General features: G+C 41.2%; 11 protein-coding genes and 1 pseudogene. 3 read left to right on the top strand and 9 right to left on the bottom strand.

What is annotated here, in order from left to right; genetic code table 11:
- The first annotated feature begins 381 nt into the window (after positions 1-381).
- Positions 382-705, top strand: a complete 324-nt coding sequence (locus KHN79_RS01210) for a DUF3135 domain-containing protein (protein ID WP_182009764.1) — start codon at positions 382-384, stop codon at positions 703-705.
- Between the two features lie 74 nt (positions 706-779).
- Here KHN79_RS01210 and KHN79_RS01205 read toward each other — a convergent pair whose 3' ends face one another.
- Positions 780-1,127 carry a 5-carboxymethyl-2-hydroxymuconate isomerase gene (locus tag KHN79_RS01205; RefSeq protein WP_182009765.1) on the bottom strand — a complete coding sequence of 116 codons (348 nt, stop codon included), beginning with the start codon at positions 1,125-1,127 and terminating at the stop codon, positions 780-782.
- A gap of 260 nt (positions 1,128-1,387) precedes the next feature.
- On the opposite strand from KHN79_RS01205, the gene tpiA reads away from it, so the two are divergent.
- Positions 1,388-2,158, top strand: coding sequence for a triose-phosphate isomerase (gene tpiA / locus KHN79_RS01200; protein WP_182009766.1), 771 nt, complete (start codon positions 1,388-1,390; stop codon positions 2,156-2,158).
- Between the two features lie 713 nt (positions 2,159-2,871).
- Positions 2,872-4,221, top strand: a complete 1,350-nt coding sequence (locus KHN79_RS01195) for an MBL fold metallo-hydrolase (RefSeq protein WP_182009767.1) — start codon at positions 2,872-2,874, stop codon at positions 4,219-4,221.
- Positions 4,222-4,278: 57 nt separating this feature from the next.
- Here KHN79_RS01195 and KHN79_RS01190 read toward each other — a convergent pair whose 3' ends face one another.
- The 8 genes and pseudogenes from KHN79_RS01190 to KHN79_RS01150 all read right to left on the bottom strand — a co-directional run bounded on the left by KHN79_RS01190 (position 4,279) and on the right by KHN79_RS01150 (position 14,116).
- Positions 4,279-5,283, bottom strand: a complete 1,005-nt coding sequence (locus KHN79_RS01190; protein ID WP_182009768.1) for an NAD-dependent epimerase — start codon at positions 5,281-5,283, stop codon at positions 4,279-4,281.
- 69 nt (positions 5,284-5,352) lie between these two features.
- Positions 5,353-6,519: a nucleotide sugar dehydrogenase gene (locus tag KHN79_RS01185; protein ID WP_182009769.1), complete on the bottom strand. Its 1,167-nt coding sequence runs from the start codon at positions 6,517-6,519 to the stop codon at positions 5,353-5,355.
- 157 nt (positions 6,520-6,676) lie between these two features.
- A complete protein-coding gene (locus KHN79_RS01180; protein WP_182009770.1) occupies positions 6,677-8,626 on the bottom strand; it encodes a nucleoside-diphosphate sugar epimerase/dehydratase in 1,950 nt (649 codons plus the stop codon).
- Between the two features lie 200 nt (positions 8,627-8,826).
- Positions 8,827-9,376: pseudogene (locus KHN79_RS01175) on the bottom strand (sugar transferase).
- Positions 9,373-10,290 carry an NAD-dependent epimerase/dehydratase family protein gene (locus KHN79_RS01170; RefSeq protein WP_182009772.1) on the bottom strand — a complete coding sequence of 306 codons (918 nt, stop codon included), beginning with the start codon at positions 10,288-10,290 and terminating at the stop codon, positions 9,373-9,375. Before KHN79_RS01170 ends, KHN79_RS01175 begins: the two are co-directional and overlap by 4 nt.
- 2 nt (positions 10,291-10,292) lie before the next feature.
- Positions 10,293-11,054 carry a glycosyltransferase family 2 protein gene (locus KHN79_RS01165; RefSeq protein ID WP_182009773.1) on the bottom strand — a complete coding sequence of 254 codons (762 nt, stop codon included), beginning with the start codon at positions 11,052-11,054 and terminating at the stop codon, positions 10,293-10,295.
- Between the two features lie 1,098 nt (positions 11,055-12,152).
- Complete coding sequence (locus KHN79_RS01155) at positions 12,153-13,019, bottom strand: glycosyltransferase (RefSeq protein WP_182009775.1); 867 nt, start codon at positions 13,017-13,019, stop codon at positions 12,153-12,155.
- A 269-nt stretch (positions 13,020-13,288) separates the two neighbouring features.
- Positions 13,289-14,116: a hypothetical protein gene (locus KHN79_RS01150; protein WP_211907261.1), complete on the bottom strand. Its 828-nt coding sequence runs from the start codon at positions 14,114-14,116 to the stop codon at positions 13,289-13,291.
- Between the last annotated feature and the right edge of the window lies 1 nt (position 14,117).

Below are 14,117 nucleotides of genomic sequence, written 5' to 3'. Positions count from 1 at the left end.
TAAACTCAAGATAACCGGTTCAGCGAGAATGATTTGGCTTACAGACGAGGCAACGATTTGATGATCTAATGGTTCTAAATCAAAAATCGTTAACAAAGTATGTAAGCCAAGGCAACTCGCCCTTTGGGAGCATGCCACTGAAACAACTTCATCGTCAAACAACTTGGAAATAGCCAATTATTCCACTGCGTCGTTTTTCTTGAAATTGAATCAGTGGCATTGCTCTGAATCCTGCATCTTGAAGTCACTTGGGTATACATATAAAACTACCGCCTTATATGTGAGACTAAAGAATAACCTCTCTATCCTCCTCTTCTCATTTAAGTGCGCTACGCTTTAAATAGTGAGATGCAATTGTCCATAAGGATTTGGAGAAAAGCGATGGAGACACGACCTACTTACAAACAGCATACCCTCCCCTCTTTCGATGAGCTTGTGCTAATGGCTCAAAAAGATCCCGAAGCATTTGAGCAGTTCCGTAAAGATAAAGCTCGCGAGATGATAGAAAGCGCCTCTGAAGCCATGCAACCAAGGCTATGGGCACAGCAAAGTCATATCGATCGGGTGATAAGCAACTGTAAGAATCCCCACCATGTCAACGTAGTATTGATGAAAGAGTTGCAGAAACAAGTAGTGAAATTTCAGCAAGCACTGCAAGGAAAGCAGCACGTGGACAAACCCGACAACGTTGTGAAGATTTATTGAGGTTCTAGGGCCTAGGTTCCTAGATCCTAGGCTCTAGAACCTAGTTCCTTTCTTTTCCCTAGGCCCTATATTTTTCAATTCACCACTTTTTGAAAGCAATCTACATCCATGTCGCGAACGTTCACAGTCAAACTGTGTACGTGACTGGCTTGTTCCTGAAGCAATGCCATCAGGTCTCGTGATAACGTACGTTTTTGTTCGGGAGTTCTGCCGGCCAGAAGTTCAAAGTTGATATGAATAAAGTCAAGACTGTCTCCCTCCTCTCCTATCAACCAGTTATGGCATCTGAGTGTTCTGGATTTGACGGATGCCAACTCAAAAAGTCCGCTGTCTAGTGCCGCTTTATGCAGGTCTTCCAATAAGCCCTGAACATTAACTCGCTCTTCCACAGAGTTCGTATACTCTAAAACAAGGTTTGGCATTTTGATTCCTTTCTACAACACAAAAAAAGTTCAGTGCGTAGTAATACCAATCCAGGGGGCAATTTCCGAGGAATGAACTATCATTCTGTCTACGTGATCACCAATCGATTGCTCTTGATAGAAATAACAGAACAACTTCAGCTCCAACCAGAGCCAGAAAGGCACATAAGTCATGATACCAATCATGATCTGTTCATATTATTCTGTTATATTCTTTCGTAGATTTTTTACATTAATTAAGAGATAAGGGAGATATTCCTATGCGTCGTCCTGTAGTGATGGGTAACTGGAAACTAAATGGCAGCAAAGCAATGGTAACTGAGCTGCTAACTGGTCTTAATGCTGAGCTTGAAGGCGTTGAAGGTGTTGACGTAGCAGTAGCTCCACCAGCACTTTACCTAGATCTGGCTGAGCGTGTAATCGCGGAAGGCGGTAACAAGATCATCCTGGGTGCTCAAAACACTGACCTGAACAACAGCGGTGCTTTCACTGGCGACATGTCTCCAGAAATGCTGAAAGACTTCGGTGCTACACACATCATCATCGGTCACTCAGAGCGTCGTGAATACCACAACGAATCTGACGAGTTCATCGCGAAGAAGTTCGCTTTCCTGAAAGAGAACGGTCTGAAACCAGTTTTCTGTATCGGTGAATCTGAAGCTCAAAACGAAGCAGGCGAAACTGAAGCAGTATGTGCTCGTCAAATCAACGCAGTTATCGATGCATACGGTGTTGAAGCTCTTAACGGCGCAATCATCGCTTACGAACCAATCTGGGCTATCGGTACTGGTAAAGCAGCAACAGCTGAAGATGCACAACGCATCCACGCTTCTATCCGTGCGCTAATCGCAGCGAAAGATAAAGCAGTAGCTGAGCAAGTAATCATCCAATACGGCGGTTCTGTAAAACCAGAAAACGCAGAAGCTTACTTCTCACAGCCAGACATCGACGGCGCGCTAGTTGGTGGTGCTTCTCTGGATGCTAAGAGCTTCGCAGCAATCGCTAAAGCAGCGGCAGCCGCAAAAGCTTAATTAAATCGAATTTTCTATATGACAAAAACCGACGTTAAGGCGTCGGTTTTTTTGTTGAGCCAATAAATCTTAGCATTTAGATCGTCATTCCGAGGAGCATAAGCGACATCAGGAATCTATTATCAGCGCACTCGGAGAAAAGAAGACATAAGCCAGCACTGCACACACTGCCAGTAGATTCTGAATCACGCTCGTCCCTCGCTGTTCAGAATGACGTTGATATTTAACACTTACTCTACCCTGTCATTCCGAGGAGCCTGAGCGACATCAGGAATCTAATATCAACGCACTCGAAGAAAAGAAGACATAAGCCAGCACTTCACACTCTGCCAGTAGATTCTGAATCACGCTCGTCCCTCGCTGTTCAGAATGACGTTGATATTTAACACTTACTCTACCCTGTCATTCCGAGGAGCCTAGGCGACATCAGGAATCTATTATCAGCGCACTCGAAGAAAAGAAGACATAAGCCAGCACTTCACACTCTGCCAGTAGATTCTGAATCACGCTCGTCCCTCGCTGTTCAGAATGACGTTGATATTTAACACTTACTCTACCCTGTCATTCCGAGGAGCCTAGGCGACATCAAAAACCTAAGATCTCTCTCGCAGTTCAGCACTTTCCCAACTAATTGCATCCAATCCACTACGCCGTAAATTTTACTCTTTAGCAATCTGCTCGCCTATGCTGAACAAGTAAGGAGAAATTTAAGCATGACGACAACACTCTCTGACATTGCAAGCGTAATCCATCACGGTGGCAAAGATACCGTTACTGGCTCTTGTCATGAACTCAAGCTATCTAATGGAAGTATTCTGATTGATTGCGGACTGTTCCAAGGGCAGGACCTCAGTTTTGGTGGTCGCAATGCCTCTCTGGATATCGAGTTTTCACTAGAACATGTTCAGGCACTCGTTCTCACCCATGCGCATATTGATCACATCGGCCGCTTGCCGTGGCTACTGGCGGCAGGATTTAAAGGGTCAATATACTGTACTCAAGCAACCGCAGAACTTGTGCCTTTAATGCTCGAAGACGGCCTGAAGCTACAACTTGGCCTGAACTACCAACAGCGCCAACAAATATTGAACATAATCAGAAAGCAGCTAAAACCTTGTGATTACGGACAATGGGTACACCTTCCCAATCTCGCTGATGTTCGCTTTCAACCTGCGGGGCATATACTTGGTTCGGCTTATGTAGAGTTTAAACTGCTAAGCGAGGAAATCATCGTTTTCTCCGGAGACTTAGGGCCATGCGACACACCACTTTTGCCAGATCCTATACCGCCTCAACGCGCCGACTACTTGTTTATCGAATCAACCTATGGCGATAAACAACACGAGGATATCGCAACGCGCACGCAACGTTTAAACAACATCATTGACCATGCATTAAAAGATGGAGGTGTTATTCTGATCCCTGCGTTTAGCGTCGGGCGCACGCAAGAACTGTTATTTGATATTGAACAGCTGATTAACCAACGTGACATAGCCTCTTCATTGCCTATCATCCTGGATTCTCCTCTTGCTACAGAAGTAACGAAAACGTATCGACGATTCAAAACCTTATGGGGACAAGAAGCGAAACAAAGATTGAAGAACCAGCGCCATCCGCTTGCTTTTGAGCAGTGTATTACGGTCGAGAGTCATACCGAACATAAAGCACTGGTTAACCGCCTAGCCTCGACGGATGAGCCTGCCATTGTTGTGGCGGCTTCCGGTATGTGTGAAGGTGGTAGAATTGTAAACTATTTAAAAGCCTTGCTCCCGGATGAGAGAAACGATGTGTTGTTTGTAGGATATCAGGCGCAAGGAACATTAGGCTCTGAGATACAAACAGGTAACTCAAAGGTAGAAATAGATTCACAACAAATCGAAGTTAATGCTCAGATTCATACCATATCGGGTTATTCAGCACACGCAGACAAAAACGACTTACTAAAATTTATTACGGGTATTCCGACACCACCAAAAGCGGTTCATTTCATTCATGGTGAACAAGAGGCCAAACAAGCACTGAGGCAGGAACTGGAGAGGAAAGGATATAAGGTGGTTTATTGATAAGGAAAGATTAGTTTAGAACCTAACGAGGCACATGCCTCGCTAGGTTGTCGCTTGTTACTTGTTATAAAACTCTTTATACCAAGATACAAACTCAGCAACGCCTTCTTTTACGGTTACCTTTGGCTTGTATCCGGTTGCAGCAAACAAGTCCTCTGTATCAGCATAAGTTTGGTATACATCACCAGGCTGCATCTCGCGGAAATTCTTTTTCGCTTCAATACCAAGCTCATCCTCAATGGCTTTAACAAAGTCCATTAAGTTAATTGGAGATCCATGACCGATGTTAAAAACCGCATATGGAGCAGAACTGCTAGCTGGGGTACCTGACTCGACAGTCCAGTTATCATTTCTTTCTGGTAGCACATCAGCAATACGTACCACGCCTTCAACGATATCATCGACATGTGTAAAGTCTCGCCACATGTCGCCATTGTTATTGATATCGATAGTCTCACCATCCAAAATCTTCTTAGTGAAGATAAATGGTGCCATGTCCGGACGTCCCCAGGAACCGTAAACGGTAAAGAAACGCAGACCTGTAGTTGGGATATCATAGAGATGAGAATAGCTGTGCGCCATCAGCTCATTAGATTTTTTGGTCGCGGCATACAAGGAAACAGGGTGATCCACGCTGTCTGATGTTGCAAAAGGCACTTTTGCATTCAGGCCATACACCGAACTAGAAGAGGCATAAACTAAGTGCTTCACTTTTGTCTGGCGACATCCTTCAAGGATATTGAGGTGCCCAACTAAATTAGAGTCCGCATAAGCATGCGGGTTTTCGAGCGAATAGCGAACACCAGCTTGCGCCGCCAGATGAATCACACGGTCGAACCTCTCTTCTGCAAATAGCTTTGCTACTTCATCTCTGTCAGCTATGTCAATCTGCTTAAACCGGAAATCAGAATGATTAATATGCTCCAAGCGAGCGTATTTTAGGTTAACATCGTAGTAATTATTGAGATTGTCGATACCCACAACCTCATGACCATCATCATTGAGTCGCTTAGCGACTGCGCTACCTATAAACCCCGCAGCACCAGTAACCAAATACTTCATAATTTTCCCTATCCTTGGAACAAAAAAGCCAGTTTTAATAAACTGGCTTTATGAATTATAGATGGCTTATCAATCACTACCAAACAAATCGCGCGTATAAATTTTATCAGCAACATCAGAGAGTTCTTCCACCATTCGGTTGGAGACAATCACATCGGATGTTTTCTTGAACTCGTTCAAATCTTTTATTACACGAGAATTAAAAAACTCATCTTCATCAAGAACTGGTTCATAAACGACCACTTCTATGCCTTTCGCTTTAATACGCTTCATGATGCCTTGAATAGAAGAAGCACGGAAGTTGTCGGAGCCCGCTTTCATTATCAAACGGTAAATGCCTACGACCTTTGGCTGACGTTTGATGATTGATTCAGCCACAAAGTCTTTACGCGTGCGGTTCGCATCGACAATCGCACCAATAATGTTGTTTGGTACTTCTTGATAATTTGCTAATAACTGCTTGGTGTCTTTCGGTAAACAGTAACCACCATAGCCGAATGATGGGTTGTTGTAATGATTACCAATACGTGGGTCTAAGCCAACACCCTCGATGATTTGACGAGCGTCTAAACCATGCGCTTCTGCGTAAGAATCCAGCTCATTAAAGTAGGCTACGCGCATAGCCAGGTAAGTGTTCGAGAAAAGTTTAACTGCTTCAGCTTCCGTTGAGTCAGTAAACAAGACCTGAATATCTTTTTTCTCTGCACCTTCAACCAACAAACCAGCAAATGTCTCTGCACGTTCACTACGTTCACCGACAATAATGCGAGATGGATGTAAGTTATCGTAAAGCGCTTTACCTTCACGTAAGAATTCTGGCGAAAAGATGAGGTTTTCACAGCCAAGCTCTTGTTTGATACGGGCAGTGTAACCAACCGGAACAGTAGACTTAATTACCATTACTGCATCTGGATTAATCGCCATCACATCTTTAATCACCGCCTCAACTGAAGAAGTATTAAAGTAATTGGTAACTGGGTCATAATCTGTCGGGGTTGCAATGATGACGTACTCAGCGCCCTTATAAGCCACTTCTTTATCTGTTGTTGCGACAAAGTTTAGTTCTTTGTTGGAAAGAAAGTACTCTATCTCAGCATCGACAATAGGAGATTGCTTGTTATTTAATCGCTCTACTTTTTCAGGAACAATATCCAGCGCAACCACTTCATGATTTTGCGCTAACAACATGGCGTTTGACAGCCCGACGTAGCCGGTCCCAGCAACTGCAATTTTCATTATAGTTCTCTCTAACTTGTTATATTTACCCGAATACTAATAATTCGCATAACTCAAATTTTAATCTACCTGCGAACACTCGCGTGAAGTAATAACGCAACATTCAAGAATTGCTCAAAATGCTCCCAATCATACTAACATTTCGTTATTTATGAACTTACGCATTCACGGCATCGTCAGCTTTGACCAACTCTAATTGACAAATTTGGTTGTGATTCCAAACAAGATCACCAATACCATCCGTTGGATTAAAACCCGCAGGAGCTTCTAATAATAGCTCCCTAATACGGTCATGATCAGCAGCATGGCAAGCAAAATCGAGTTTATCGAGGAGCGTTTCATACTCAGGTAAAGGAAGATAGACTTCATGAGCGGTCATAATACGCTCGTGAGCAGTTTCTTTTACGTTATCGCCAATCAATAACTCTTCATAGAGTTTTTCTCCGGGACGAAGGCCCGCAAACTGAATTTCAATATCCCCGTGAGGATTGTCTTCGGATTTAACCTCTAAACCTGACAAATGGATCAGATTAGTCGCCAAGTCGGTAATTTTAACCGACTCGCCCATATCCAACACGAAAACGTCACCACCTTTACCCATCGCACCGGCTTGGATAACAAGTTGAGCTGCTTCTGGGATAGTCATAAAGAACCGAGTAATTTCTGGATGTGTAACCGTAACTGGACCGCCTGCCGCAATTTGCTTCTTAAACAGAGGTATGACCGAACCTGACGAACCTAACACGTTGCCAAAGCGCACCATACAGAAACGCGTTCCATTGGTTTTCTTATTTTCTTGCTCTGCCAATGCTTGCAGGCCAAGTTCAGCCATACGTTTTGTCGTACCCATGACATTTGTCGGGCGAACCGCTTTATCTGTTGAGATCAATACAAAAGACTCAACGCTAGCTTCGATAGCCGCGCATGCTGTATGATAGGTTCCATAAACATTGTTACGAACCCCTTCTACTACATTGTACTCAACAAGTGGAACGTGCTTGTACGCTGCTGCGTGATACACCGTCTGAACTCCAAATGACTTCATAGCGGTTTCTATGCGGTGACGGCGTTGGATAGAGCCAAGCAGAGGGATAATTTCGCAAGTCAAACCATGTTCAACTTTCAACTGATTGAGCTCTCGGTCGATTTGGTACAATCCAAACTCAGACAACTCAAACAGTACTAGTGAGCTCGGGTTCTGCATAACAATCTGTCGACACAACTCAGAGCCGATAGACCCTCCAGCACCGGTAACCATAACCACTTTACTTTTAATGTTGGCTTCCAACAAAATCTGTTGGGGTGCGACAGGGTCGCGACCAAGTAAGTCTTCTATTGCAACATCTTTCAGCTCATCAATTTTAGCTTTACCGGTAACAATATCTGTCATATCAGGAACAGTTAACACTTCAACCGGCAACTTAGCTAATTCATCTAGAATCAACTTACGACGAGAACGACTCGCGCTAGGGATAGCGAGCAGCACTTTCGATACGTCATGTTTGTTTATTAGTGGCGTCACATCTTCTAGTGCTATCACAGGAAGACCAAGAATGACGGTATTTGCCAATGTGGGATCTTTGTCTATAAAAGCTCGGACCCGATATTCACTAGAGCCACGAAGCGCCATAGCAAGCTGCCGACCTCCTGACCCAGCTCCGTAGATTAATACTTCCTTACTTTTTTTAGCGTAACTCTGAGCCACTAACGAACGTACGACGACTCGAGGCCCGCCACACAAAAGAGATAAAAACGCACCGTAGATAATTGGAAGAGTCTGCGGGAAAGGCTCACTCATGTAAAAGCTTAGGACTGCCAACAATAAAGCAGAGACTATAGCACCAGCAGTGACAACAAACAGAGCTTGGAAGGTTAAGTATCGTAAGACAGCTCTATAAAGCCCAAGCTTAGCGAAAACCATCACGGTAACAATCGCCAAGACAGAATAAATAAGCCAAACTTTAGGTTCAAAAAAGTAATCAGCATTTCCCAAGCGCACCAACAGTGACATGTTAAATGCCATAAGAATCAACACCATGTCAGCCATTACGCTGACAATGCGTTTATTGGTACGAGATAATTGCCAAAGAAATTGTAGACGTCGCATATAAATAATATTTTTTGTTTATAAAAAGCAGGCAATGAGTAAAAGTAATATTATCCCTAATAAGGGTAGTAGTCATCACTATTTAGTTAAGGAAAGGAGCACTCATAGCAAGTAACGCTAAAAATGACTCAGAACGAAGCTTACATCAAATGACTGACTTTTAATCAACCCAAAACAACGTAAAACGGCCGACTTCAATATTATTTAACAGCATCACCGGCACCACTACCTGTAACTGTCATCATTATATACTTAAAGTACGATTTAATCGTTAATGAATCGATCATTTGCTTGTCTGTTCTCGCGAGTAACTCCGGCGTTGACATATCAATGTTTTGTACCTGAGCTAAACCTGTGATACCAGGTAAAACGTTGTATACACCGCAGGCATCACGTTCTGCAATCAATTCTTCTTGATTGAAAAGGTTTGGTCTTGGACCTACAAGGCTCATATCACCTTTCAACACATTGATAAGTTGTGGAAGCTCATCAATTTTTGTTTTACGCAAGAAACTGCCAAAATTAGTTATAGATGAATTACAGGCCAAATGGCTGGCTACAGATTTGGTTTCTACCGACATCGTGCGAAACTTAATAAGTTTGAACGGTTTTTTTGTTTCGCCCGACTCGCTCTTGTATGAATACTGGTGAGCCCGTATCAAATAAACCAATAATCACCACAATAAGTAGAACTGGCCAAAGGAAGAGCAGACCAAAAATGGCTGCAAAAAAATCTAGTGTACGTATCATTTATTATTTCCAGAACTTCGTAACGTTGCCATAGCTTGTTTCATATTTAGAGAAGGTCTCCACCCTAGTACATCTTTAGCATTTGATGAGTCTACTTCAAGATTCCCAAACAACTGTTCTATCATTGTTGATTTGCCTATTAATCTTCCAGCTAAGCGTATCAAACTAGTGGGGATAGGAAGTTGTATTACTTTTTTGCCCAAGCCTTCTGCTATAGCATTGGTAAACTCTTTGGTAGAGACAGTCTCTCCGTCACTTGCTAAAAATGTATGCCCATCAGCATTGGGATGAGTGGCACAAGTCACTAACAAATCGCAAAGATTTTGGACGGCAATAAAATCACGCTTATTATCAGCGGCCCCAAAAGGTAACATAGGTAGCTTCTCGATTATCTTTATTAGCATACCGAAATTGCCAGGTGCATTCGCCCCGTAAACCAGCGTCGGGCGGACAATCACCACTCCTAAGCCAGTTTCTTCCGCTATTTGTTTTAAGCCCAACTCTGCGTCAAATTTAGACTGTGCATAATCGTTATGTGGCTTTTCAGGAGTCATACTAGCAAATGGAATTTGATCAGTTGCCGTGCCGTTTACCCCTATTGAGCTCACGTAAACAAATCTTCTTACTCCAGCAATAGCAGCTTGCTTAGCCAAATTAAGAGTACCATCAACATTGACTGATTTGTAAAGTACGGATGAAACATCTGGAGCGTGAGCAATGCCCGCAAGGTGGATAATCGAATCAACATTCGTAAATACGCCGTCCCAATCTGTTTTATCATCTATAGTGCTGACGACAATGCTATCTTTAAAAGTGTCAGTCTCACTCTCTCTTACCACCGGAATAAAATCGGCTACTTGCTTTACTAAATGCCGCCCAATAAAACCCGTTGCGCCAGTTATTAATACTGCCATGTCTATGTTCTTTTCTTAATAGCATTAATTACGTAAGAGATATAACTAGTTAAACGACTGCTTATACTAAGTTGAGATATCCCGAGATAAACTCTAAAGGTGACCACTAACATTTTTAGTTTATTACTACTAACGCTACCACCTCTAACCCGATATTTTACCAAAACGCGGTTAAGGCCAAAAGACTTGTGACCGTTTCCTAGAAGATCAATCCATAGCCTTAAGTCTTGTCTCGCCCTTAATGGTTTAAAAGCGATGGGTTCTACAACAATTGCTCGATCAATAATAGCTGTTGAAGTACCAATCTCTGTATTTTTCAAGTTTGATAATAGATCTACACTATGGCTTGCTTGGACTCGTCCAGAGAAGCAAGCCCCCTTTTCATCTATATATTCGTATGACGTATGACAGATAGGAGCATTATGTTCAGCCATAAATGACAGTTGTTGTGATAACTTATCTGCGTACCACAAGTCATCCGAATCTAAGAAAGCGATGTATTGACCCGTTGCTAGTGACAGAGCCTTGTTTCTGGTAATACCCGCACCTTGATTTTTAGAAGACAAATAGTATCGAATTCTAGAGTCAACCTCCGCCAGTTTTTTTATTAATTCTGGAGTGTCATCATTTGAACAATCGTCGACAACGATTAGCTCCCAATTTGAGTACGATTGATTTATAACACTATTTACCGTCTCCTCAAGAAATTCTGACACATTATAGGTAGGCATCACTATAGAAACTTTTTCTTTTACATAATTCATAGATAATAGCTAATTAAATATTATACTAGAGTAATCATATTCGGCGGTTGGAAAGGCGATAACTTTTAAACAGTAACCGAATAAAGTATATACAAGAGCCAAATAGACCAAGTTCTTTTTGTTTAATACATATAAGTAGTAAAACGGCACAAACATGAAAGGTGCAAAGAAATAAAACACCCGACTGAAACGACCAAAATAAAACACAAATAAGGCACTATTGATAGTAACAACCCATGCGGCTATTAAACCCAAATCAACCCTTCTTAATTTGTTAAGATCCGACTTGGACAGATAATATATAAACAAGAGATAGAATGGATAATTATACAGCCTCGTAGCCAATTGTATTAATGATACAGTTTTTTCTCGCTCCGCGTTGAGGTAATGCTTATACATTGGAGCTATAGCACCTACAACAATATCAATAAATTGATAAAGAACACCACTACCAAACAATATAAGGGTTGCAAAAAAAAACAACTTTGACATTTTTTACAACAAAAATACCTAATTTACCCCTCAGTAAAAAAAGAGGAAATGTGAATATTATTGACTTATGCCATACAAACCCTATAAGGATCATCAATATAGATAAAAAGCTCCTCCCCTTTATAAAATATACATATGCATTTAAGAAAAACAGCACTGCAACATATGCTCGCAATACGTTCAACTGATTATGAAAAACATTAGTAACAAAAAAGAAAAAAGAAAAAACTAGTGCAATATGAACGTAGGGGTATCTGGGGTATGCTATACGTATAAAATTTAGAAATAGTAGAACCTGAATAAAACCTACAGACACAAAGAGACTTTGACTATTGAAACCTAAATAGTTTAAAAAAACGACCAGATAGTAAAATGCATACTCATGTTTACGATAGTAATAATCTAAGTCAGTCGGTGTATCAAAAATCCTTATGTAGTTAAAGTAGTCCGTACCAACCCCATATTGCAGAGAGGGTATAAACCATAACAGTAGAAACACTGATAGAAAACAAAAAACATCAAGAACAATGTTTCTTTCATATTTAGCAAAGATAAGAAGCCAAAAAACACAAAAGGTATAAATTAAAACGAATAACAATTTTGAAGCTACCTTATATTAAGTGCTTTTTTTACTGCCATAGAGCTCGGTATTAAATCCCTAGAAATGCTAAACTCAAAAGCGGCTAAGTAGCTTAAAAATGACCGAGCGTCCTGTTTGAACAACCTAAATAACAAAGGAAAGATTGAAATCCTATACTTATTTTGCTCAGCATTTGACAACTCTTGATTGTATCGTATCAAAACATCCAGTCGGTCAAGCAACCTCGAGACGCTATCATTTACCGTTAAGCCAGAGTTGTGCTCCTGAACAGAATAATAAGATTGTTTACTAACAAATATCGCTTTCGCCTTTATACCTGCTTTTAAAGAAAACATTACGTCATTAGATGCTGAGACTTCATCAAATGACAAGCTATGCTCGATGACAAAATCTCGTCTATAAATCTTCGACCAAGGGACATGAAACTTATATCTAATGGCCTGGTCCCCATTACCAATATACGACGACACTAAATGAGAATATCGATTGCTTCTTGAGCCTAGGCTACCATCTGGCTTATGACTTTGAGGAGAAAAGAAGTAAATGTCATTGTAAACTTTCGATTCAGGCAAAGAGTTTAAGAAAGCAGATAAAACAGGTTCATTTACCATATCATCAGCATCGAAAAAGGCGACATAATCCCTAGTAGCAAGCTCCAAGCCGATATTTCTGGCAGCACCTGCTCCTAGGTTAGATTCCAAGCGTTTCACGACTACATTACTTTGTAAGCCTTGCTGGACTGCTTCTTCTGCCAATTCCAGCCCATGATCATCAACAATGATAACTTCGTAAAGATTCTTATCGCTTATCAATGGTAAAAGCTTTTTCAAATTATCATTTGCGTTGTAAGCTGGAATAATTATAGATAACATCCGAAAATCTCACACTATATATGATAATTCGTACACTCTTGCCATGAATGTCATCAAATCGACCTCATTATTGCAAAAGCAATTATGCTCAGCATTCCAATACTTATTAAGTTCTTTGTTCATATAGTTCTCATACTCTTGTTGAGATAGAGTCATCAAGCCCATAGTAGAAAAAGATTGGTAGATGAAAGGAAGCTCAAATGCAGATACATTGTAGTGGGAACCATAGACATTATCTTCTTTAGATAAGTCATTTAGAAAATCAAGGCTCACATACTTAAGTGATTTACAGAAGTTATCACTTGAAAAAAAGTATTTTGAGGCTGTTTCGCATAGATCTTAGCAAACGCGAACAGGTTAAACAAATGGTAACCTCGCTCCTTATAATTAACCTTCCTTCCTCTAGTTAATTCCGCACGCTTATACGCCAATTTATTAATCTTATTTTTAAATGAGCTTCCATGATAAAGATGGTTAATCAATCCATTATCTCGGATCTGAAAAGCACCACTTAAAGCACTGGACAAAAAACTATTCACAAAATCAGATTTGCTGTGAATTTTGCTATCTTCTAAGCAAGCGGCCAGCCATAGTTGGTGGTTGAAGGTGAAGTCAGGAGCTAACTTGCCTTTTTGGCAATCGAACCGGTATGCGTAGCTATATGTGTTATCGAACTCAGCTCGTGCTGACATTGCTTGTAAAATCGCTACTCGACCACTCTGGTTATCTACATCTAAGTTTTCATCTTCAATACTAAGCGCTTCAAGGGCCCAAGCTTCACCAATAACACCATTACAAGTGTCGTTAGCAAGGCCTCGTTGAATAAACTGACCTTTCTTATAATACGGGTTTTCACCAACTAAGTATCTGACAAGTTCGTTCAAGTGCTTTTTAAAGCTCTCTGCTTTCTCACTTTCCAGATCGGTTTTTAGCAAGTTAGCCAACAAAACTACGAAGTGAGATGTATTTCTAATCGGAGTTTCGGGGTGAAGGTATGGGCCATTGTGCCCTCCTGGGAAAAACATTTTGTTTTCGCTTACACGAACTAATACATTACTGATCACATAGTCTGCATGCTCCATCAACATGCGTAACACT

This window comes from Vibrio sp. B1FLJ16, from assembly GCF_905175385.1.
In the GTDB taxonomy this organism is placed as follows: Bacteria; Pseudomonadota; Gammaproteobacteria; order Enterobacterales; family Vibrionaceae; genus Vibrio.
This window is presented reverse-complemented; position numbering and strand designations above follow the sequence as displayed.